General features: G+C 73.2%; 16 protein-coding genes. 7 read left to right on the forward strand and 9 right to left on the reverse strand.

Features of this window, described 5'->3' with window-relative positions:
• Window positions 1-92 precede the first annotated feature (92 nt).
• From CG723_RS34640 to CG723_RS34650, 3 genes are read left to right on the forward strand one after another with little or no spacing between them, the layout of a single operon-like run.
• Window positions 93-1,217, forward strand: a complete 1,125-nt coding sequence (locus CG723_RS34640; RefSeq protein ID WP_100597480.1) for a glycosyltransferase family 4 protein — start codon at window positions 93-95, stop codon at window positions 1,215-1,217.
• Window positions 1,214-2,431 (forward strand): glycosyltransferase, encoded by a 1,218-nt coding sequence (locus tag CG723_RS34645; protein ID WP_100597481.1) that lies wholly within the window; start codon window positions 1,214-1,216, stop codon window positions 2,429-2,431. Before CG723_RS34640 ends, CG723_RS34645 begins: the two co-directional genes overlap by 4 nt.
• A complete protein-coding gene (locus CG723_RS34650) occupies window positions 2,428-3,276 on the forward strand; it encodes an SGNH/GDSL hydrolase family protein (protein WP_100597482.1) in 849 nt (282 codons plus the stop codon). The genes CG723_RS34645 and CG723_RS34650 overlap by 4 nt, the downstream gene beginning before the upstream one ends.
• A 94-nt stretch (window positions 3,277-3,370) precedes the next feature.
• Here the strand turns inward: CG723_RS34650 and CG723_RS34655 are convergent, their stop codons facing one another.
• From CG723_RS34655 to CG723_RS34675, 5 genes are read right to left on the reverse strand one after another with little or no spacing between them, the layout of a single operon-like run.
• Window positions 3,371-4,240, reverse strand: a complete 870-nt coding sequence (locus CG723_RS34655; RefSeq protein WP_100597483.1) for a biotin-dependent carboxyltransferase family protein — start codon at window positions 4,238-4,240, stop codon at window positions 3,371-3,373.
• Complete coding sequence (locus CG723_RS34660) at window positions 4,237-4,857, reverse strand: 5-oxoprolinase subunit B family protein (protein WP_100597484.1); 621 nt, start codon at window positions 4,855-4,857, stop codon at window positions 4,237-4,239. Before CG723_RS34660 ends, CG723_RS34655 begins: the two co-directional genes overlap by 4 nt.
• A complete protein-coding gene (locus CG723_RS34665; RefSeq protein ID WP_100597485.1) occupies window positions 4,854-5,645 on the reverse strand; it encodes a LamB/YcsF family protein in 792 nt (263 codons plus the stop codon). The genes CG723_RS34660 and CG723_RS34665 overlap by 4 nt, the downstream gene beginning before the upstream one ends.
• A 33-nt stretch (window positions 5,646-5,678) precedes the next feature.
• Window positions 5,679-6,536, reverse strand: a complete 858-nt coding sequence (locus CG723_RS34670; RefSeq protein WP_100597486.1) for a putative hydro-lyase — start codon at window positions 6,534-6,536, stop codon at window positions 5,679-5,681.
• Complete coding sequence (locus CG723_RS34675; RefSeq protein WP_100597487.1) at window positions 6,533-7,834, reverse strand: MFS transporter; 1,302 nt, start codon at window positions 7,832-7,834, stop codon at window positions 6,533-6,535. The genes CG723_RS34670 and CG723_RS34675 overlap by 4 nt, the downstream gene beginning before the upstream one ends.
• 159 nt (window positions 7,835-7,993) lie before the next feature.
• Between CG723_RS34675 and CG723_RS34680 the strand changes: the two genes are divergently transcribed.
• The 4 genes from CG723_RS34680 (at window position 7,994) to CG723_RS34695 (ending at window position 16,078) form a co-directional block, all read left to right on the forward strand.
• Window positions 7,994-8,698 (forward strand): GntR family transcriptional regulator, encoded by a 705-nt coding sequence (locus CG723_RS34680; RefSeq protein ID WP_100597488.1) that lies wholly within the window; start codon window positions 7,994-7,996, stop codon window positions 8,696-8,698.
• 105 nt (window positions 8,699-8,803) lie between these two features.
• Window positions 8,804-10,330 carry a hypothetical protein gene (locus CG723_RS34685; RefSeq protein WP_100597489.1) on the forward strand — a complete coding sequence of 509 codons (1,527 nt, stop codon included), beginning with the start codon at window positions 8,804-8,806 and terminating at the stop codon, window positions 10,328-10,330.
• Between the two features lie 94 nt (window positions 10,331-10,424).
• Complete coding sequence (locus tag CG723_RS34690) at window positions 10,425-11,318, forward strand: hypothetical protein (RefSeq protein ID WP_100597490.1); 894 nt, start codon at window positions 10,425-10,427, stop codon at window positions 11,316-11,318.
• 68 nt (window positions 11,319-11,386) lie between these two features.
• Complete coding sequence (locus CG723_RS34695) at window positions 11,387-16,078, forward strand: hypothetical protein (protein WP_100597491.1); 4,692 nt, start codon at window positions 11,387-11,389, stop codon at window positions 16,076-16,078.
• Between the two features lie 13 nt (window positions 16,079-16,091).
• Here the strand turns inward: CG723_RS34695 and CG723_RS34700 are convergent, their stop codons facing one another.
• Genes CG723_RS34700 through CG723_RS34715 form a run of 4 tightly spaced genes read right to left on the reverse strand, consistent with a single transcriptional unit; the run spans window position 16,092 to window position 21,796 of the window.
• Window positions 16,092-17,642: a GMC family oxidoreductase gene (locus CG723_RS34700; RefSeq protein ID WP_100597492.1), complete on the reverse strand. Its 1,551-nt coding sequence runs from the start codon at window positions 17,640-17,642 to the stop codon at window positions 16,092-16,094.
• Window positions 17,639-19,204, reverse strand: a complete 1,566-nt coding sequence (locus CG723_RS34705) for an APC family permease (RefSeq protein ID WP_100597493.1) — start codon at window positions 19,202-19,204, stop codon at window positions 17,639-17,641. Before CG723_RS34705 ends, CG723_RS34700 begins: the two co-directional genes overlap by 4 nt.
• On the reverse strand, window positions 19,201-20,703 hold the full coding sequence (locus CG723_RS34710) for an aldehyde dehydrogenase family protein (RefSeq protein WP_100597494.1): 1,503 nt from the start codon (window positions 20,701-20,703) through the stop codon (window positions 19,201-19,203). The genes CG723_RS34705 and CG723_RS34710 overlap by 4 nt, the downstream gene beginning before the upstream one ends.
• Window positions 20,696-21,796: an aromatic ring-hydroxylating oxygenase subunit alpha gene (locus tag CG723_RS34715; protein ID WP_100597519.1), complete on the reverse strand. Its 1,101-nt coding sequence runs from the start codon at window positions 21,794-21,796 to the stop codon at window positions 20,696-20,698. The genes CG723_RS34710 and CG723_RS34715 overlap by 8 nt, the downstream gene beginning before the upstream one ends.
• Between the last annotated feature and the right edge of the window lie 6 nt (window positions 21,797-21,802).

The following is a 21,802-nucleotide window of genomic DNA, read 5'->3' on the forward strand; positions in this document are numbered from 1 at the left end:
GTCGGCGAGCGAGGGCCAACGCTCATGGGACGTTCCTCGCCAGGAAAGATCCACGTTGACGTGCCCACGCTCGGCGCGACGACAACACCGGTATGCGTGTCGTCATCGTCACCGAGTCCTTTCCCCCCGACATCAACGGTGTGGCTCACTGCGCCCTGCAGACCGCCCGGCACCTCGCCGCGCGCGGTCACGACCCCCTCGTCATCGCCCCGGCCACCGCGCCGGGCCCTGACACCGACACCGACGCCCCCTGCCCCGTCGTACGGGTGCCCTCCCTGCCGCTGCCGGGCTACCCGCAGGTCCGGGTGGCGCTGCCGAGCCGCCGGGTCGCGGCGGCCGTGGCCGCGCACGGCGCCGAACTCGTCCATCTGGCCAGCCCGTTCATCCTCGGCGTGCGCGGCATGGCCGCCGCCTCACGGCTGCGGATCCCCGCCGTCGCCGTCTACCAGACCGACCTCGCCGGTTACGCGCGTACGTACATGGGGGCAGGTGAGGCCACCGCGTGGCGGCGGATCCGCAGCGTCCACGGTGCCGCCGACCGCACACTCGCCCCCTCCAGCGCCGCCGTGCACGACCTGGAGGTGCACGGGGTGCCCCGCGTGCGGCTCTGGCCGCGAGGGGTGGACACCGTCCGCTTCCGGCCCGACCTGCGCGACGAAGCCCTGCGGCGCGAACTCGCGCCCAACGGCGAGCTGATCGTCGGCTACGTGGGGCGGCTCGCCCCCGAGAAACAGGTCGACCTGCTGGCCGGCGCGTGCGCCCTCGACGGCGTGCGCGTGGTCATCGTCGGCGACGGCCCCAGCGAGCCCGGCCTGCGCGAGGCGCTCCCCGGCGCCGTCTTCCTCGGCCGCCGCACCGGCGCCGAACTCGCCCGCATCTTCGCCTCGTTGGACATCTTCGCCCACACGGGCCCCTACGAGACGTTCTGCCAGACCGTGCAGGAGGCCATGGCCAGCGGCGTGCCGGTGATCGCGCCCGCCGCCGGGGGGCCGCTGGACCTCGTCGCGCACAGCCGGACCGGGCTCCTCGTCGCACCCGGCGACCCGGCCGCCGTACGCGACGCCGTCTGGTCGCTCGCCGCTGACCCGCTGCGTCGACTCGCCTACGGGGCGGCCGGCCGCAGCGCGGTCGAAGGGCGGACCTGGGCGGCCGTCGGGGACCAACTCGTCGGCCACTACGAAGAGGTCCTCGACGCGCGGACGGCGGTGGCGGCATGAGCGGGCTGCGGATCGTACGCCTCGCCAACTTCGTCGCGCCCTCCTCGGGCGGACTGCGCACCGCCCTGCGGGAGTTGGGGGCCGGCTACCGCGCCGCCGGGCACGAGCCCGTGCTGATCGTTCCGGGGGAGCGGGCCGGCGAGCACGACAGCACGCAGGGCCGCGTCATCAGGCTGCCGGGGACGCTGCTTCCCGGTACTGGCGGCTACCGCGTCCTCACCGACCGGCGGCGCGTGACGGAACTGCTCGAACGCCTCGCCCCCGACCGGATCGAGGTGTCCGACCGCACGACGCTGAGGTGGACGGGGGAGTGGGCGCGGCGCGCCCGGGTGCCCGCCGTGATGGTCTCCCACGAGACGGCCGACGGGGTCCTGCGGACCTGGGGCCTTCCCGAGAAGGTCGCCCTGCGCGCCGCCGACGCGCTCAACTCCCGCACCGCGCACGCCTACGCGCGCGTGGTGTGCACGACCGAGTACGCCGAACGCGAGTTCATCCGCATCGGGGCGCGCAACGTCGTACGCGCCCCGCTCGGCGTCGATCTGGAGCGGTGCCGTCCGAGCCTGCGGGACCCGGCCGTGCGGGAGCGGTACGCGCGGGTGGGCGAGGTGCTGCTCGTCATGTGCTCGCGTCTCTCCGTGGAGAAGCGGCCCGGCACCGCGCTCGACGCCCTCGCCGCACTCCGTCGCCACGGGACGCAGGCGGTGCTCGTCGTCGCCGGGGACGGGCCGTTGCGGGCCCGGCTCGAACAGCAGGCGCGCGCAAAGAGGTTGCCGGTGACGTTCCTCGGGCACGTGGCCGACCGCGGGCATCTCGCGGCGTTGCAGGCCGCCGCCGACGTGTGTCTCGCGCCGGGTCCCGCGGAGACGTTCGGGCTCGCCGCGCTCGAGGCCATGGCCTGTGGCACTCCCGTCGTCGCCAGCGCGTCGTCGGCGCTGCCCGAGGTCGTGGGCCCCGCCGGGGGAGTCGCGCAGGACACCGGCGAGGCCTTCGCCGTCGCGGTCGATGAGCTCGTCGCGCGGCCCAGGGACGAACGCCGGGAGGCGGCCCGCGCGCGTGCCGAGTGCTTCGGGTGGGGGGCCGCGGTGGACGCCTTCCTGCAGGCGCATGACGCGGTACGGGTGACGGCCGACGCGCCGCGCCAGGCGACCCCCGACGTGTCTCTCCTGGGGACGGCCGACGTCCCTGTACGGGTGACCGGGCGGGATGCCGTATGAGCACGGTCCTGCGGTTCGTCGCCCTCGGTGACTCCCTCACCGAAGGGCTCGGCGACCCGGTCGGCGACGGCTGGCGCGGCTGGGCCGCGCTGCTCTCCGCCGGGCTTGGCCCGGACGGCATGCCCGTGGAGTTCCACAACTTCGCGGCGAGCGGCGCCCAGACGCATGACGTCCTTGCCCGTCAGATGCCGGAGGCGCTCGCCCTGCGGCCCGACATCGCCTCCGTCCTCGTCGGCGTGAACGACACCCTGCGCCGCACGTTCGACATCCACGCCGTGGCCGCCCGCCTGGACCATGTGTACGCGGCGTTCACGGAGCAGGGCGCGGTCCTGCTCACGGCGTGTCTGCCCGACCCCGGCACCATGCTGGGGCTGCCCGGTCTGCTCGGCCGGCCTCTCGCGAGGCGCCAGCAGGCGGTGAACTCGGTCGTCCACGCTCTGTCCGAGCGCTACGGCGCCGTGCATCTGCACGCGGCCGAGGGGGCGTGGGTCGCCGACCGTGCCATGTGGAGCGCGGACCGGCTGCACCCCGGCGAACGGGGGCACCGGATGCTCGCCGCGCGGTTCCACGCCCTGCTCGAGGCCGACGGGCTCGCCCAGGGCGCGCCGCCGTCGCAGCAACCCGAACGGCCCGCGCCCACGCGCTCGGCGAGCCTGTTGTGGCTCGCCACGGCGGGCACGGGCTGGGTCGCACGGCGGTGCACCGACCTGCTCCCCCAGCTCCTCACCCTCGCCGCGGACGAACTGCGCCACCGGGCCCGCGGCACCAGTGCCCGCCTCGACCTGCGGGCGTCCAGCTCGGCGCGCGCGGCTCTGGCGGCCGTGGAACAGGCGGACGCGGCGTGAGGGTCGGACGGCGGGTGAGGTGACGTGGAGAGGGGCGAGCCCGGCCACCGTACGACGGTGGCCCGGTGGCCGGCGGTCGCTTTGGGGTCTCCCGTCAGCGGCCCGCCGCCAGGACAAAACGGACCGGTGTGCCAGGAGTCGCCTGTGCCGCGGCGGGCAGGTCTGCCTGGCGTACGACGGCGACCACGGGATAGCCGCCCGTTGTCGGGTGGTCGGCGAGGAACACGACCGGCCTGCCGTCAGGCGGTACCTGTACGGCCCCCAGGACCATTCCCTCACTGGGCAGTTCACCCTCCGACGCCCTGAGCAGAGACGGGCCCTCCGTGCGCAGGCCGATGCGGTTGCTCGCCGACGACACGCGGTACGCGCGCGTAGTCAGCGTGCGCAGGGATGCCGCCGTGAACCAGTCCGCGCGCGGCCCGAGCGAGATCCGCAGCACCAACTCACGGGGCGGTCCCGGCTGCGGGGCCACGTCCACGCGCGTGTGCGCCGACGCCACCGTGCCCAGGGGGAGCACCGCGCCGTCCGCGAGGGGGGCCGGGCCGAGCCCGGAGAGCAGGTCGGTCGACCGGCTGCCGAGGACCGGCTCGACGGCCACTCCACCGGCGAACGCCGCGTAACTGCGTACCCCGGAGAGCGCGGGTCCCAGGTCGAGGAGCGCGCCGGCCGGGACCCGTACGGGCGCGCCCCAGGCGACCGGCCGTCCGTCCACCGTCACCGTGCACGGCGCGCCCACCACGGCAACCGTCACCTCACAACGCGGCCGCACGGCGCATCCGTTGAGGGTGGTCTCCAGGACGGCGGTCCCGCGCGGGTTGCCGACGAGCCGGTTGGCGAGGCGGGACGCGGGGAGGTCGAGCGCGCCGGAGTGCGGCACCCCGAGGTGCGCGTGTCCGGGCCGGCCCTCGTCTTGCACGGTGGTCAGCGCTCCGGCCCGGACGACGGCCATGGCACGGTCCGTCACGCGGTCACCTCCGGTACGAAGCGGACCAGGGTCCCCGGGGCGAGCAGCGCGGCGGGCACGCGCGCGTGGTCCCACAGCACGGTGTCCGTCGTCCCGAGCAGCTGCCAGCCGCCGGGCGACGAGCGCGGGTACACGCCCGTGTAAGGCCCCGCGAGCGCCACGGAGCCTGCCGGGACGGACGTGCGCGGCGTCGACCGGCGCGGCACGTCGTAGCGGGCCGGCAGCCCTGTCAGATAGCCGAAGCCGGGCGCGAACCCGCAGAAGGCGACCCGGAATTCGGCTGCCGCGTGGATGCGTGGCACGTCTTCGACGGCAACGCCCCACAGCGCGGCCACATTCGCAAGGTCGGGACCGTCGTAGCGGACGGGGATGTGCACGGCGTCGTCCCCGCGCGGAGGCAGCGGAGGGAGCTCCCAGTGGGGCAGCTGCGCCGCGAGCCGGCCCGCGGGTTCGTCGAGTCCGTCGAGGAGGACCGTGCGGGCCGCGGGCACGATCTCGCGTACGCGCAACTCGCCGGCGGCGCGGCGGCGCAGCAGCTCGGCGTGGAGCGCCGCGGCCTCCTCGCCTCCGGAGACCTCGACGAGCAGCGCCCGGTCGCCGACCGGAAGGGCCCTCATGCGAAGGCCTCCACCCGGACTCCCGCCGACTCCAGCTGCGCCCGCACCCGTCGGGCGAGGTCCACCGCGCCCGAGGTGTCCCCATGCAGGCACAGGGACCGCGCGCGTACGGAGATCTGCTCGCCGTCGTGCGAGGTGACCGTTCCGAAGCGGGCCAGGCCGACGGACCGCTCGACCACGGACTCGGGGTCCGTCACCACGGCGCCCTCGCTGCCGCGCGGCACGAGAGTGCCCCGCGCGGTGTAGGCGCGGTCCGCGAACGCCTCGGTCACCACGGGCAGTCCGGCCTCGTCGGCCACCTTCAGGAGATGTGACCCGGGCAGCCCGAGGACGGGCAGGGTGTCATCCGCGAGGCGGACGCCGTCGACGACCGCGCGGGCCTGTTCCTCGTCGTGGACGACACGGTTGTAGAGCGCTCCGTGCGGCTTGACGTAGGCCACGCGCGTGCCCGCCGCGCGCGTGAAGACCTCCAAGGCGCCGATCTGGTACGCCACTTCGGCGGCCAGCTCATCGGGCGGCACGTCCATGGCGCGCCGCCCGAACCCCGCCAGATCCCGGTACGAGACCTGGGCGCCGACCCGGACACCGCGCTCGGACGCGAGGTCGCACACGCGGCGCATCGTGGCCGCGTCCCCGGCGTGGAAGCCGCAGGCCACGTTGGCGCTCGTGACGACGGACAGGAGCTGCTCGTCGTCGGTGAGACGCCAGCGGCCGAAGCCCTCGCCGAGGTCGGCGTTCAGGTCGATGGTCACGGCCGCGGGTGGGGCCTGCGCGGTCAGTGAGGTCATGGAACCCTCTTCTTCCGGTGGGGTGTTGTGGGATCAGGCGACGCGGTACTTCTCGTCGCGCGCGTCGGTCAGGAACATCCGGCCGGGCGCGTGCGTGATGGCGAACGGCGGCCGGGAGGCCATCACCGCGGCCTGGGGAGTGACGCCGCACGCCCAGAACACCGGGATGTCGCCCTGCTGCGCGGCCACGGGATCGCCGAAGTCCGGCCGCCCCAGATCCTCGATGCCGAGCCCGGACGGCTCACCGCAGTGCACCGGGCTGCCATGGACGGCGGGCAGCAGCGCGCTCTCCCGGATCGCTGCCGCGAGATGCTCCGGCGGGACCGGGCGCATCGACACCACCATCGGCCCCTGGAGCCGCCCGGCGGGCCGGCACTGGCGGCTGGTCGTGTACATCGCGACGTTGAGGCCCTGTTCGATGTGGCGCATCGGCACACCCGCCTCGGACAGAGCCCACTCGAAAGTGAAGCTGCACCCGATGAGGAACGACACGAGGTCGTCGCGCCAGTGGCCGACGACGTCCGTCGGCTCGGCGGTCAGTTCGCCGTGCTCCCACACCCGGTAGCGCGGCAGGTCGGTGCGCAGATCGGCGCCGGGAGCCAGCGGGGTGGTCCAGGCTCCCGCGTCCGTGACGTCCAGTACGGGACAGGGCTTGGGGTTGCGCTGGCAGAACAGCAGCATCTCGTAGGCCCAGTCGGCGGGGACCGAGATGAGGTTGGCCTGCGTGTGGCCGCGCGACCAGCCCGCGGTCGGCCCCGAGGCGCCGGCGCGGATGCGGGCGCGGGCCTCGGCCGGGCTCCACGCGTGCGCGTGGCTGTCGACGAGTTCCGTGCGGGTCGGGAGCGAGTCGGGAGTGACGGACTCCGTGACGCGGTCCTGCGTGCGGTTCACAGGAGCTCCCTTCCGCGGGTCTCGGGCAGCCCGAAGAGGGCGATCACGGCGAGTGCGTACCCCACCGCACCGAAGATCAGGGCGCCGCCCACACCCCAGCTGTCGGCGAGGTACCCGACGAGCGTGGGGAAGACCGCTCCGACGGCACGCCCGGTGTTGTACGTGAAGCCCTGTCCCGTGCCGCGCACGGCCGTCGGGTAGAGCTCGCTGAGGAACGAGCCGAAGCCGCTGAAAATGGCCGACATGCAGAAACCGAGCGGGAAACCGAGCACAAGGAGAAGGCTGTTGGCCCCGTCGGGGATGCTCGTGTAGACGGCGATGCTCACCGCGGACAGCAGCGCGAAGAGCGCGATGTTGCGCTTGCGGCCGAGAAGGTCGGTGAGATAGCCCCCGGCCAGATAGCCGGCGAAGGCGCCGGAGATCAGGAACGTGAGATAGCCGCCGGTGCCGACGACTGTCAGGCCGCGCTCCGTCTTGAGGTACGTGGGTACCCAGGTGGCAAGCGTGTAGTAGCCGCCCTGGACACCCGTCGACAGGAGGACGGCGAACAGGGTGACGCGCCGCAGGCCGGGAGCGAAGATGGCCGCGAAGGAGCCCTTCTGCGCGTTCGTGTCCAGCTGTTCGGTCGCCTTGGGCGCGTCCTGCACCTGGCGCCGTACCCACAGGACGAGGAGTGCGGGCAGCGCCCCGGTCCAGAACATCACGCGCCACGCGAGGTCGTCGCCGAGGAACTGGAACACCAGCGTGTAGACGACCACGGCGAGCGCCCAGCCGACCGCCCACGCGCTCTGCACCGCTCCCAGGGTCCGGCCGCGGTTCCTGGCCGTGGCGTACTCGGCGACGAGGATCGCGCCGACCGCCCACTCGCCGCCGAAGCCGAGGCCCTGAAGGGCGCGGAAGACCAGCAGGGTCTCGTAGTTGGGGGCGAAGCCGCAGGCCACGGTGAAGACCGCGTACGTGATGACCGTGATCAGCAGGGCCTTCACGCGGCCCATGCGGTCCGCCACGACGCCCGCGACGGCGCCGCCGATCGCGGAGACGACGAGCGTGACCGTGGTCAGCAGGCCGGTCTGGCCGCTGTCGAGCCCGAAGTACGCGGCCAGCGCGACCATGCTCAGCGGCAGCGTGAAGTAGTCGAACGAGTCGAGCGCATAGCCGCCGAAGGCGCCCCCGAAGGCGCGTCGGCCGCGCGGGCCGAGGTCGCGCAGCCAGCCGAAGGCGCCCTCGGAGGGCGGGAGTTCACCGGGGCGTGTGGGGGAGTCGGTCACGGTCGCGTCGGGCGGTGGGGTCGTGCTCATGGGCACCTCGCAGGAGGGGATTGGGTGCTTCCTGAGTGGGCTGAACCGAGGGGCGCGCTGCGTGCGGGGAACAGCGCCTGTCCGCCAAGGTAGAGGATCGTTGAACGATCCCTCAATACCCATGTTGTTTCGTTCTGGTATCTGCGCTTGAATTCGGGCGTGGCCGAACTGAACGGACTGGCGGACGACCGCGCGCTCCTGGGGCGCACCAGCACCGCCGAGCGGGTCGCGGACATCCTCAGGAGCCGCATCGCGGAGGGGTACTTCCCGCCCGGGACGCGCCTGTCGGAGGACAGCATCGGCGGTGCGCTCGGCATCTCGCGCAACACGCTGCGCGAGGCGTTCCGGCTGCTCACCCACGAGCGGCTCCTCGTGCACCAGCTCAACCGCGGCGTCTTCGTGCGCGTGCTCACCGTCGAGGACGTCGAGGACATCTACCTCACGCGCCGCCTCGTCGAGTGCGCCGTCGTACGCGGCCTCGGCCGTCCTCCGTACGACCTCGGCGCCGTGGCCGACGCGGTCGCCGACGGGCACCGCGCCGCGAAGGCGCGGGAGTGGAAGGGCGTCTCCACCGCCAACATCCACTTCCACCGGGAGCTCGTGGCGCTCGCGGGCAGCGCGCGGACCGACGAGCTGATGCGCAGCGTCTTCGCCGAACTGCGCCTCGCGTTCCACGTCGTGGACGACCCCCGCCGCCTGCACGAGCCCTATCTCGCCCGCAACAAGGAGATCCTCGGGACCCTGGAAGCGGGGCGCCCCGACGACGCCGAGCGGCTGCTCGACCAGTACCTCGACGACTCCCGCGAGGGCCTGGTCGACGTGTACGGCCGACGGGTCGCGCAGGGCGAACGGCCGGACGCCTGACAGCCACCGTTCCCGGCGGTGCGGCGGGTCGCGGGGCGTGCGGTGCGGGCGGTCGCTTCTGCGCCGTTTCGACCGTTGTCAGACCTAGGACCTAGTCTGTGCTCCGTGACTTCGCCTGCCACCACGGAATCCGTTCCGCCCCAGCTCAGCGCGGGGCCGCGGCCCGCACCGGGCCCGGCCGCCGACGAAGGGCTCGCGCGCCGCCTTCGCGCGCTCGCCTGCACCGCGCCGCTGCACGACCTCGACGTGCGCAAGGCCAATCTCGCGGGCGAGTACTCCGGATACGGCATGGCCGAGGTGGCGCTCTCCGCCATCGACCTCGTCACACTCAACATGGACTTCGACACGGGCGCCGACCACGAGCAGATAGTGGCCAGGCTCATCCCCCGAGTCGGCGCACAGGCCCCGCAGCGCCCCGCCGCCGAGCACGAGCGCGTGGCCCGCTGGGTCCTGGAGAACCTGATCAACGTCGGCAGCGTCGACCGCGGCTTCCGCGCCGTGTACGGCACGTTCGCGCCCGACGGCTCCTATGTCCGCAGGGACTACGACTTCAAGCTGATCGAGGAAGTCGCCGGCTACGGGGGAAGCGTCTACCTCCGCACCACCGACGAAGCGGTCAACGTCCTGGTGGGCGCCCTCGACACCGACGTCACCAGCGCCCAGATCGCCGCCGAGGTGAAGCTGGAGGTGCTGATCAACCGCGGCCGTCTCGCCGACGCCCAGCTCGCCGCCGAGCAGGCCAGGTACCGGACGGTGCAGTACTCCGAGACCCTCCGAAGGGCCCTGGACGCGACCCGGAGGAACGTCCGCGCGGTGGACTGGCTGAACGCCGTCCCGGACATGATCGCCGAGGCGCTCGACCACGTCGCCGACCGGTACCGCCACGAGAACGCGATCCTCACGAACATCCGCAAGGCCCGCGACGAGTCCGAGGACCCCGAGCACAAGCGGCGCGCCGCCGAGCTCGTCGACATCGTCAAGGACTGCATCCGCCGGCACACACAGCTCCAGTCCCGCCTCCTCGAAGCGGGCCCCCTGTTCCGCGCCGAGCAGGACCGGCAGGCCTTCGCCGCCCCGTCCGCGCGCGCGGGCCTCGACCTGTACGGGCAACTCGTCGCGCCCCTGCTGCCGCTGCCGGTCGAGCAGGCGAGCCGCGTCACCGACGCGTTCTTCGCACGCGGGACGGGCATGCGCACGCCCGTGTCCGTACGGGTCGGAGACCTGATCGACATACTGCTGACGCCGCCCCAGGAGCGGGAGCACCTCGGCGTCGAGATGCCCGAGCCCGACCTGATCGCGACGCCCGACGACAGCCGGTTCAGCGAGGAGCAGCTGGCGAGCGCCATGGAGCTGCTCGACCTTCCCTCCGACGCGCCGCGCCGGCTCTCCGGACTGCTCGCCGAGGCGCGCCGCCGCGACCCCGAACTGCCTTATCTGGTCGCCCTGCTGTCCGTCCACGCGGCCAGCCCGCCGGTCGGCACGGCCTACCGGCAGGGCGAGGAGAAGCTGCTGTTCGCCGTGGACGACGGCACCGAGCTCGACGACCCGGAGTTCGGCGGCGCCGACCTCATCGTCGGCACGGCCCTCCTGGACGCCGCGGGCATGGCGGCCGACCGGACGGAGGCCGCGTAGTGCCGATCGCATCGCACCGTGCCTCACCGCCGCGCGTCGCTGATAGCGACGTACACCCGTGCCTCGCCGTAGACCCGACCAAGGAGCACCAGCCGTGACCGATCACCCCGCAGAGCACGCCGCGTGGGGCGAGGCGGAGCCCTCGGAGGCTCCGGCGGCCGGCGCGCCCGTCACTCCGGCCGACGCCGCCGACGCGGCCCGCCTCGTGGCCTTCGGCCTCCAGCCCAAGCTGCAGCCCGCCCGCGACCAGGAGTACGCCGAGCTGCTGCGCCGCTACCGCGAGGACCCGCCGTTCGCGCGGCTCGCCGACGCCGTCGCCGCCGGGCTCGGCCTCGTCGTCCTGGAGGTCTCCACGCGCGCGGGGATGGCCGTGACCGCCGCGGAGGACTCCGTATTCGCCGTCCGGATGGGCGACTACGCGCGCCGCACCTCCGCCGACGGCAGCGACCGCTTCCTGCACGGCCTCGCGCACCTCGCCGTCGCCGCGATGGCGTTCCCGCGCCCCGAGGACCTCGCCGACGACGGCTACATCGGCCGCGTCACGGTCAACGGCGTGGACGCCTTCGTCCGCCAGGCCTGTCGCCGCCTGGAGGAGCGCGCCGAGGAGCGGGGCGAGAACACCGACCCGGCCTCCGACGCCCCGGGCCTCGAGGCGGCGTGGCGCATCTGGGCGAGGCGCAGCTCGACCGGCGCGACGAAGGACGCGCGCCGCCTCGCCGGATCCACCACCGGCATCGTCGCCAAGGCCGTCGCGTTCCTCACCGACTCCGGGTTCCTGCAGAGAACGGGCGACGACTCGGGCGGCACGTACCGCACCACGGCCCGCTACCAGCTCCAGGTCCGCGACCTGGCCGGCACCGCCGCCCTCTCCGAGCTGGCGGACCTCGGCATCGTGCCCGTCACGGACGGCTCCGCGAGCCTCCTGCCGCCCGCGGACGAGGACGACGGGGAGCTCGTGGCCGACGCGGGACTCCCCTTCCACTCCTGACCGCCCACGCACCACCGCCCCACGACGCCCCCCGCCTCACCGACTTACTACGACGAGAGTCCGCCGCCATGTACGAGCTGTCCCGGATTCGCCTCTACTCCATCGGGCCCGCCGGTGCGCGCTACGCCGACACCGTCCTGGACCTGCGGGGCGTCGGCGAGCCCGTGCCCGACCCCGCCCCCACCCAGGCGGAGTTCTTCGAGGACGAGCCCGTCGGGCCGCCGCGGCGCCCGGCGCCCGCGGGCGTGCTCTTCCTGGAGAACGGCGGCGGCAAGTCGGTCCTCCTCAAGCTGATCTTCTCCGTGATGCTGCCGGGCCACCGGAACACGCTCGGCGGCGCCAGCTCCGGCGTGCTGCGCAAGTTCCTGCTCGCCGACGACTGCGGGCACGTGGCCCTGGAGTGGCAGCACACCCTCACGGGCGAGTGCGTCGTCGTCGGCAAGGTCAGCGAGTGGCGGGGGCGGCAGGTCTCGAACGACCCGCGCAAGTTCGCCGAGGCCTGGTACTCGCTGCGACCCGGGCCCGGCATGAGCCTGGACTCGCTGCCCGTCGCCGAGTCCTCCGCCGTACGGGCCTCGGCCGAGGGCGTCTCGGGCGCGCAGGGACGGCGGCGCACCATGAAGGGCTTCCGGGACGCACTGACCGACGCGGGCAAGGCGTACCCGCACCTCGAAGTGCACTGGGAAGAGATCCACGACCGGTGGAACGAGCACCTGGGCGAACTCGGCCTCGACCCCGAACTCTTCCGCTACCAGCGCGAGATGAACGCGGACGAGGGTGAGGCCGCCGGCCTCTTCGCCGTCAAGAAGGACTCCGACTTCACCGACCTGCTCCTGCGCGCCGTCACCGACACCCGGGACACGGACGGGCTGGCCGACCTGGTCAGCGGGTTCGGCAACAAGCTGGGGCGGCGGGCCGAGCTGATCGCCGAACGCGAGTTCACCGCCGGCTCCGTGGACCTCCTCGGCCGCATCGTGGACGCCGCGGACACCCGGGCACGCGCGCGTGACGTGCACGCCGGAGCCGAGCGCCGCACCCGGACCCTGGCCCGCAGGCTCGCCGCCCGTGCCGCCCTGGAGCGCGGCCGTGCCGCCGACCTCGCCCAGCAGGTCACCGCCGCCGCGCACACCGTCGGCGAGGCGGAGCAGGCCCGCGGCCGCAGCGCCCTGATCGCTTCCGAACTGGCATACCGGCACGCCTCGTTGGCGCTGGCCGGAGCCGAGAAGGCCGCCGCAGCGCAGAAGCGTGAGCTGGCCGACGCACGCACCCTGCACGCTGCATGGCAGGCCGCCGAGGCCGTCCTGCGCCACCGCGCAGCCGCCGACCGCTCCGCGCGCGTGGCCGTCGCCATCCGCGAGGCCGAGCGGGATGCCGCCCCGGCCCTCGCCGCCCGCGCCGAGGCCGCCGCCGACCTCGTACGCGCCCTGCACGGAGCCGCCGAGAGCGCCGAGGAGCTGGCCAACGAGGGCGAGGAGCGCTCCGCCGCGCTCCAGGAGGCGGGCGAGACCGCTCACCGCGACGCGACTGTCGCCGCCACGGAGGCGCAGCGCGCCCGCAGCGAGGTCGGGCACCTGCGGCAGCGGCTCTCCGAGGTCGAACAGGAGACCGCCGAGGCGGTACGGGCCGGCTGGCTCGACGACACGGCGCCCGACGCCGACCCCGCGCGCGCGGCGCTCGCCGCGAGCGACGCAGAGAAGACCACGGTCGCCGCCTGGGACACGGCGCGTGACGCCGCCAGGCGCGCGAACGAGCACGCACGGGAGACGGCGGGCGCCGAGGCCCGCGCCGAACTCACCGCGGCCCGCGCCGCGGATGCCGCCACGGCCGCCGAGAACGCGTACGGGGCCGAGCACCGCGCCGCCGGTTCCCTCGCGCGCGAGGAGCGCGTCGCGGAGCTGCTCGGACTGTCCGGGGTCCCCGGGATCCCCGCCGCAGGGGTGCCCGCGCCCCGGGGCGCGGTGGCCGGCGGAGCCGCGACCCGCCACGCGCGCGTGGCGACCGTCACCCGCGACCTCGGCGAAACCCCGCTCACGGCCGAGGAGTTGGACCGCGCGGCCGACGACCTCAAGGCGCTGCTCGACGACGGCGTCGCCTCCGCCGAACGCCAGCTCTTCGACCTGCGCACGGCCGCGGCCGACGACGCCCGCATCCTCGGCGCGCTCGGTGACGGCGGGCTCCTGCCGCCGGGACCCGACGTCCTCGCCACCGTCGAGTTCCTCGGCGAGCATGGCATCCCCGCCCTGCCCGGCTGGCGCTACCTCGCCCAGGCCGTCGACCCCGTGGACCACGCGCGCGTGCTCGCCGCGCGCCCCGAGCTCGTCGACGGCGTCGTCATCACCGACCCCGACACACACGCCCGGGCCCGCGAGGCACTCGCCGGCGCCGCCCTGCTGCCCCGCTCCGCCGTCGCCGTCGGCACGGCGGCCGCCCTGCTCGCCCCGACACCCCACGAGGAGACCGGCGACAGCGGCGTCTTCCTCGTGCCGCCGAACCCGGCTATGCACGACGAGCACGCCGCCGACGAGGAGCGGCAGGCGCTGCGCACGCGCGCGACCGAGCGCGACGAGGAGATCCGCGCCCTGGCCGCCCGGCTTTCCAAGGACCGGGAGCTCGCCGCCCGTATCGGCTCCTGGCGCACCGGCTGTCCGGACGGACGCCTCGCCGAACTGGCCGCCGCCGCACAGGAGGCACGCGCCTTCGCCGACGAGACCGAGGCCGAGCTCGCCGAGGCCCGCACTGTCCGCGCCGAGGCCGAAGAGACCGCGGTCGAGGCGACCCGCGTACGCGACGAGCGGCAGGACGCGGCCCAGCGCGCGCGGCGCGTCGCCGACGCCCTCGCGGGACTCGCGTTCCGGCTGCGCGAGCGCGCCGGCTGGCAGGTCAAGGTGCGCGAACTCGCCGACGAGGCCCTCGAGTCGGAGGCACGCGCCCAGACCTGCCTGGAGCGCGCCCGCTCCGCCGACGAGGACCGCAGGGCGGCACAGCGCGCCGCCGACGACGCCCGCCGAACCGCCCGTGCCCTGCGCGCCGAACGCGCGGAGATCGCCGGCGCCCCCGACGACGTACCGGCGGACCCGGAGCAACCCTCCCCTCAGGCGCCGAAGCCGTCGCTGCCCGCGCTGCGCGAGGCGTACCGCGCGGCATCCCAGGTCTACGAGAAAGTCGGCGTCGGCGCCGACCTGCGCGCCGAGCAGGCCCGCGCGGAGAGCGACGAGAGCGCCGCGCTCGCCGAGCTCGACCGGCTCAGCAACAAGGTCCGCACCCGCGCGGCCCAGCTCCTGCAGTCCCCGGACGGCTCCGACGGACCGTCACGGCAGGCCGCCGCGGCCCGCGCCGACGAACTGGTTCAGCTCCTGGAGGCCCGCGTCTCCACCGCGAGCGAGCAGCTCGGACGCCTGCGCGGCGAGGCCGAGCGGCACGCGCCCGAGGACGGCGACGACGCCCACACCGAGCTGCCCGACGACCTCGTCCCCACCGGCGCCGAGCACGCCCAGACGCTCCTGCGCACCGCCACGGGCGAACTCGCCGCGCGCACCGAGGCGTTGACCGTGGCCCGCGCCGCCCACAGCGAACTCCTCGACGCCCACCGCGCCGCCGAGGACGCGACCGGCGGCTTCGAGGAGACCGCAGCGCTCCTCAAGGACCTGCTGCGCGAGCATCCCGACCGGCACGAGAGCGAGCAGGACGAGCCCGAGCCCTACCCCGGCACCCTCGAAGAGGCCCGGCACGCGGCGGCCGAGGCCCGGCGCTCCCTGCGCGGCTGCGCCGCCGACCTGTCCGCCGCCGAGGCCGCCGTGCGCGACGCGAGCGACATCCTCGTACGGCACGCGAACGCCACCCGCTACGAGCAGGTGCGCACGCCGGCCCGGCAACAGATCCGCGAGCTGCCCGCCTCGGCGCTGCCCGAGCACGCGCAGAAGTGGGCGGACGCGTTCGCGCCCCGGCTGCGCGTACTGACCGACGAGCTGGAGCAGTTGGAGCGCAACCGCGACTCGATCGTGGACCGGCTGCGCGGGCTCGTCGAGTCGGCGCTCGCCACACTGCGGTCCGCCCAGCGCCTGTCCCGCCTCCCGGAAGGGCTCGGCGAGTGGTCGGGCCAGGAGTTCGTGCGCATCCGCTTCGAGGAGCCCGACCAGGCGACCCTCGTGGAGCGGCTCGGCGAGGTCGTCGACGAGGCGACCCGCGCCGCCGTCAAGAAGAACTCCGACCTGCGCCGCGACGGCATGTCCCTGCTCCTGCGCGGTGTCGGCGCGGCGCTCCAGCCCAAGGGCATCGCCGTGGAGATCCTCAAGCCGGACGCCGTGCTGCGCGCCGAGCGGGTCCCCGTCGGACAGATGGGCGACGTGTTCTCCGGCGGCCAGCTCCTCACCGCGGCCATCGCCCTGTACTGCACGATGGCCGCCCTGCGCTCGAACGACCGGGGCCGCGACAAGCACCGGCACGCGGGCACGCTGTTCCTCGACAACCCGATCGGCCGCGCCAACGCCACGTACCTGCTCGAACTCCAGCGGGCCGTGTCGGACGCGCTCGGCGTGCAGCTCCTGTACACCACCGGCCTGTTCGACACGACGGCACTCGCCGAGTTCCCGCTGGTCATCAGGCTGCGCAACGACGCGGACCTCAGGGCCGGGCTGAAGTACATCAGCGTCGAGGAGCACCTGCGGCCGGGCCTGCCGCAGCAGGACCCGGCCGAGGAGACCGTGCACGGAGAGATCACGGCAACGCGCATGTACAAGCGCCCCGCGAACCACCCCGGTTAGAGAGCCGGTCGCATCAGGCGTCCGCGCGCAGCAGCTCGGCGCACTTCTCGCCGATCATCATCGTCGTGATGCACGGATTGACCGTGACGAGGTCCGGCATCACGGAGCCGTCGGCGACGCGCAGGCCCTCGGTCCCCTTCACGCGCAGCCGCGCGTCGAGCGGGGCCGAGGCATCGTCGTCCGCGCCCATCTTCACCGTGCAGGCCGGGTGGTAGACGGTGTTGTGCGTCTTGTGGATGTAGTCGAGCAGCTCGTCGTCGGTGCGGACATCAGGCCCGGGGGCCAGCTCCGCGCCCGCCCACCTGCCGAGCGCGGGTTGCTCCGCGATGCGCCGCGCCAGCTTCAGCCCGTACGTCATCACGCGCGCGTCGTGCTCGTGCGTGAAGTACCGCGGGTCGACGAGCGGCTTGTCCCGGTAGTCGCGGGTGCGCAGCCGCACGGTGCCGCGTGACTTCGCGCGTGTCACGTTGGGCGTGAGGCAGAAGGCGTTCTCCGACGTCGGATAGCCGTATCGCGCGGTGTTCATGTCGAAGGGCACGGAGCCGTAGTGGAACATCAGGTCGGGCCGGTCGAGGCCGGGCTCGGTGTCGTAGAAGATGCCGGCCTCCCACCACTGGCTGGACGTGGTGGTCATCGGCTGCTTCGCCTCCCACATGATCACGCCCTCAGGGTGGTCCTGGAGGTTCTCGCCGACCCCGGGGGAGTCCACGAGCACGTCCACGCCCCTCTCGCGCAGATGACCGGCCGGGCCTATCCCGGACAGCATGAGGAGCTTGGGCGAGTCGATGGAGCCGCAGGAGAGGACCGTCTCGCGGCGGGCACGCACCGTCCTGGTGTGGATGAGGTCGGGGTCGAGGTACTCGGCGCCCACGCAGCGCCGGCCCTCGAAGACGAGCCGCTTGGCCCGCACCCCCGTCCGCACAGAGAGGTTGGGCCGCCTGCCCATGACCGGGTGCAGATAGGCGACCGAGGACGACTGGCGGATGTTGTTCTCGTCGGAGTTGATCTGGAACCAGTTGGCGCCGCGCACCACCGTGCGGCCCGTGTTGAACGGCGTGGTCGGGATGCCCGCCTCGGCGCAGGCCGCCAGCAGCGCGCTGCCGCACGGGTCCGCGCCCTTGAGGGAGCGCAGCTTCACCGGGCCGGAGCGGCCGTGGTGGTCCCCGGGGGCGTCGTTGTTCTCCAGGCGCTTGTAGAGCGGGAACACGTCGGCCGCGCCCCAGCCGGCGCACCCCGCAGCCGCCCAGTCGTCCAGGTCCTCGGCCGGCGCCCAGAAGGCGATGCACGAGTTGTGGGACGAGCAGCCGCCGAGGACCTTGGCGCGCGCGTGGCGCATGAAACTGTTGCCGCTGGTCTGGGGCTCGACCGGGTAGTCCCAGTCGTATCCGGAATCCAACAGGGCCATCCAGCGGTCCAGTTGGAGGACGTTGTCGTCGCCGACGTCGCTCGGTCCCGCCTCCAGGACGCACACGCTGACGGACGGGTCCTCGGACAGGCGCGCCGCGACGACGTTTCCGGCGGTGCCTCCGCCGACCACGACGTAGTCGAAGACGTCAGAGTTCATGGGGTGGTGACCTCCTCCAGTGGGGCAGCGGTTCGGGCGGGCTCGGCCGCGTGTTCGGCGAGGACACCGGTGCGGTGTCGCTGGACGACCCAGTAGTAGGCGAAGCCGCCGCCCGCGATCACGCCGATGAACAGGACGGCGCCCCAGCGCAGGTACCAGTGGTAGGGGGCGGCGGCGTTGTAGACGGCCGCGCGCGGCCAGATCAGGTTGAGCGTCATGGCGCCGCCCCACAGCACGGCGATGATGTTGACGGGCAGCCCCCAGCGGCCCAGGGAGAACTTCCCGTCGCCCGCCGGCTGCCACCTGCCGCGCAGCCGCGCCACCAGCATCGGGGCGGTGACCAGCAGATAGGCGAGGTAGATCATGATGATGCCGATGCTGGTGACCACGGTGAAGATCTGCGGCTGGCGGATGTTGACGACCAGGATCGCGAGCGCCAGTACGCCGATGACTACGGCCGGCACGACCGGCGTTTTGAAACGCGGGCTGACCCGGCCGAGGACCGACGACGCCGGCAGGTTGTTGTCGCGCGACATCGCGAAGGCGAGGCGGATCGCCGCGGTGTGCACGGCGAGCGCGCACACCGTGACCGCGATCAGCACGCACCACAGCATCGCCTTGCCGGCCGTCGGGCCGAGCACGTCGAGGACGACGTACTGCAGGCCGTCCGTCGACAGCTTCTCGCCGGTCAGGCTCGACACGCTCATCAGGGCGAGCAGCAGGATCAGCCCGCCGAGGACGAACGAGGCGACGATCGCGCGGATGATGGCGCGCGGCGCGCCGCGCGTCGGGTCGAGGGACTCCTCGCCGAGCGAGGCCGCCGTGTCGAAGCCGTACATCACGTACGCGGAGGCGAGCGACGCGACGAGGAACGCGCTCAGGTAGCCGAAAGGCTGGCCGTGGCCCGCCCCGGCCGTGTGGGTCACGACCTGCGGGCCGCGCACGATGTGCACCGCGAACAGCACGATCAGGACGACGGTCGCGATCAGTTCGAGGAAGACGCCGGCCGTGTTGATGGTGGCCATCAGCTTCACACCGAAGGCGTTGACGAGCGTGGTGAAGAGGATCAGTACGGAGGCCAGGACGACGGCGTTGGTCGCGACGTCGTACGGGCCGGTGCCGTCCCCGATGAACTGGAAGGCCGACGAGATCTGCGGCAGCGTCAGCTGGTAGGCGAGCGCGACGGCCGCGATCGACACGACGGAGGCGAGCAGCATCATCCAGCCGGCGAGCCAGCCGATGTGCGGATTGCCCACCTTCTTCGCCCAGTTGTAGACGGAGCCCGCGACGGGATAGCGGGCGGCGAGTTCGGCGAAGCACAGGGCGACCGTGAACTGGCCGCCGAACACCATCGGCCAGGACCACCAGTACGCCGGGCCGCCGTTCGCGAATCCGAAGTAGAAGAGCTGGAAGGTGCCGGTGAGGATGGAGATGTAGCTGATGCCCGCCGCGAAGGTGTGGAAGTTGCCCAGCGTGCGCTTGAGTTCGGGCCGGTAGCCGAACTCGGCGAGCTCGGCGTCGTCCCCGCTCCGCGTCTCCTGTGTGCTCTCGTCCTGGCTCATGACGGGTCACCGTCCTCGGGACACTCCGGCGGCGCGCCGAACCAGCCCTGTGCGACGGGCTGCGTATTGCGCCAGATGTGCTTGGTCTCGCGGTACTCGGCGAGCCCCGAAGGGCCGAGTTCTCGGCCGCTCCCCGACTGCTTGTAGCCGCCCCATTCGGCCTGGGGGACGTACGGGTGGTAGTCGTTGATCCAGACCGTGCCGAGGCGCAGGGCGCCCGCGACGCGCGCCGCCTTCGCCTCGTCGCTCGTCCAGACGGCGCCCGCGAGACCGTAGATCGAGTCGTTCGCGAGCCGCACCGCCTCCGCCTCGTCGGTGAACCGCTCGACGGTCAGGACCGGGCCGAAGGACTCGTCCTGCACGACGGACATGCCGCTCGTGCACTCGTCGAGGACGGTCGGCAGGTAGTAGAAGCCCTGCTCGTACGCGGCCGGCTTCGGCCGTTCGCCGCCGCAGCGCAGCACCGCCCCCTCCTCGATGCCCCGTGCGACATACGCCTCGACCTTGGCGCGGTGCGCGGCCGAGATCAACGGCCCCGTCTGCGCGTCCTCGTCGAACGGGCCGCCCAGTCTGATGAGTTCGGCGCGCCGCACGACCTCGTCGACGAAGCGGTCGTGCAGCGAGTCCTCCACCAGGAGCCGAGCGCCGGCCGAACACACCTGCCCCGAGTGCAGGAACACCGCGGTGAGCGCCATGTCGACGGCCGCGTCGAAGTCGGCGTCCGCGAACACGATGTTCGGGTTCTTGCCACCGAGTTCGAGGGCGACCTTCTTGACCGAGCCCGCCGCGGCGGCCATCAGCAGCCGCCCCGTCTGCAGACCGCCCGTGAACGACACGAGGTCCACGTCCGGATGGTCGCCGAGCGGCGCGCCGGCCTCCGGGCCCGCGCCGAGGACCAGATTGGCGACGCCCGCGGGCAGTCCCGCCTCGTCGAGCAGCCGCATCAGATGGATCGCCGTGTGCGGGGTGAGCTCGCTGGGCTTCAGGACGAAGGTGTTGCCGGCCGCGAGCGCCGGGGCGACCTTCCACGCGGTCTGCAGGAGCGGATAGTTCCAGGGGGTGATCAGGGCGCACACCCCGACGGGCTCGTACAGGACCCGGCTCTCGGCGCCCTCCGTCCCCGTTTCCACGACGCGCCCGGTGTCGGCGGCAGCGAGCCGCCCGAAGTAGCGGAAGCAGTTCGCGATGTCGTCGATGTCGTACGCGCTCTCGACCAGCCGCTTCCCGGTGTCCAGGGACTCGGCGCGGGCCAGCGCGTCCTTGTCGCGCACGAGCAGGTCCGCGACGCGCAGGAGGAGGTCGCCGTGCTCGGCCGCCGACATCCGGGGCCACGGGCCTTCGTCGAAGGCGTGGCGGGCCGCGGCGATCGCGTCGGCGGTGTCCTTGCCGCCCGCCTCGTCGACCACGGCGACGAGCGAGCCGTCGGCGGGGCAGCGGATCTCACGGGTCCGCTCGTCGCGGGCGGTGGTCCAGCCGCCGCCGATGAACAGGTCAGGCATGTGCACCGCCCAGCCTCGAGGTCAGCCATTCATGGAAGATCCCGATGTGGTGCTCGGTCGGGACGAGTACGCCGCCGCGCCGGTAGGCACGGGAGTCCATCGACGGCTGGGTCCGCTCACAGGCCTCGAAGTCCTGGGCGTTGACCCGGTGGAACAGCTCCACGGACTTGGAGACATCGGCGCCCGACTCGACGACCTCGGGCGCGTACAGCCAGTCGCACTCGACGACCGTTCGGTCCTCGGCCAGCGGGAACATCCGGTGCAGGATCACATGGTCGGGGACGAGGTTGATGAAGACCGTCGGCCGCACGGTGATCGCGTAATAGCGGCGGTCCTGGTCCTCGGCGACCTCGGGCAGCCGGCCGAAGCCCTCGCTGCCGTCGACGGTGAAACCCTTCACGCCGTCCCCGAACTCGGCGCCGTGGCCCACGTAGTACTGGGCGGCGTAGCCGTCCGCGAACTCCGGCAGGACATCGGTCAGTTCGGGGTGGATCGTCGCGCAGTGGTAGCACTCCATGAAGTTCTCGACGATCAGTTTCCAGTTGGCCTTCACGTCGTACGTGATGCGCTTGCCGAGAGCCAGATTCTGGGTGTGGTACCGCTCGATCGAGGCCGTGTCGCCGAGCCGCTCGACGGCATCGCCGATCACCGTCTCCTCGAAGGAGGGCGGCTCATCCGCCAGGCTGACCCAGGCGTAGCCGAGCCACTCGCGCAGGGCGACCTTGACCAGGCCGTACTCGGTACGGTCGACGTCCGGCATCTGCACGAGGTTCGGCGCAGCGATGAGCTTGCCGTCGAGGTCGTACGTCCACGCGTGGTACGGGCACTGGAGGTTGCGGCGGACCTGGCCGGACTCCTGCGTGCACAGGCGGGCGCCGCGATGACGGCAGACATTGAGGAAGGCCCGCAGTTCGCCGGTGCGGGAGCGGGTGATCAGGACGTTCTCGCGGCCGACCTGGACCGTGCGGAACGCGCCCGGCTTGTCGAGGTCCGCGGCGCGTACGGCGCAGAACCACATCGACTCGAAGAGGCGTTCCTGTTCCTGCCGGAAGATCTCCGGATCGGTGTAGTAGTGCCCGGGCAGCGTGGCCATCAGGCT

It is taken from the genome of Streptomyces sp. CB01635, assembly GCF_002803065.1.
Taxonomy (GTDB): domain Bacteria; phylum Actinomycetota; class Actinomycetes; order Streptomycetales; family Streptomycetaceae; genus Streptomyces.

Bases quoted from the DNA above. Each gene is read 5' to 3' on its own strand.
- CG723_RS34640 (WP_100597480.1), top strand. From the start codon at position 93: ATGCGTGTCGTCATCGTCACCGAGTCCTTTCCCCCCGACATCAACGGT.
- CG723_RS34645 (WP_100597481.1), top strand. From the start codon at position 1,214: ATGAGCGGGCTGCGGATCGTACGCCTCGCCAACTTCGTCGCGCCCTCC.
- CG723_RS34650 (WP_100597482.1), top strand. From the start codon at position 2,428: ATGAGCACGGTCCTGCGGTTCGTCGCCCTCGGTGACTCCCTCACCGAA.
- CG723_RS34660 (WP_100597484.1), bottom strand. From the start codon at position 4,857: ATGAGGGCCCTTCCGGTCGGCGACCGGGCGCTGCTCGTCGAGGTCTCC.
- CG723_RS34665 (WP_100597485.1), bottom strand. From the start codon at position 5,645: ATGACCTCACTGACCGCGCAGGCCCCACCCGCGGCCGTGACCATCGAC.
- CG723_RS34675 (WP_100597487.1), bottom strand. From the start codon at position 7,834: ATGAGCACGACCCCACCGCCCGACGCGACCGTGACCGACTCCCCCACA.
- CG723_RS34695 (WP_100597491.1), top strand. From the start codon at position 11,387: ATGTACGAGCTGTCCCGGATTCGCCTCTACTCCATCGGGCCCGCCGGT.
- CG723_RS34700 (WP_100597492.1), bottom strand. From the start codon at position 17,642: ATGAACTCTGACGTCTTCGACTACGTCGTGGTCGGCGGAGGCACCGCC.
- CG723_RS34705 (WP_100597493.1), bottom strand. From the start codon at position 19,204: ATGAGCCAGGACGAGAGCACACAGGAGACGCGGAGCGGGGACGACGCC.
- CG723_RS34710 (WP_100597494.1), bottom strand. From the start codon at position 20,703: ATGCCTGACCTGTTCATCGGCGGCGGCTGGACCACCGCCCGCGACGAG.
- CG723_RS34715 (WP_100597519.1), bottom strand. From the start codon at position 21,796: ATGGCCACGCTGCCCGGGCACTACTACACCGATCCGGAGATCTTCCGG.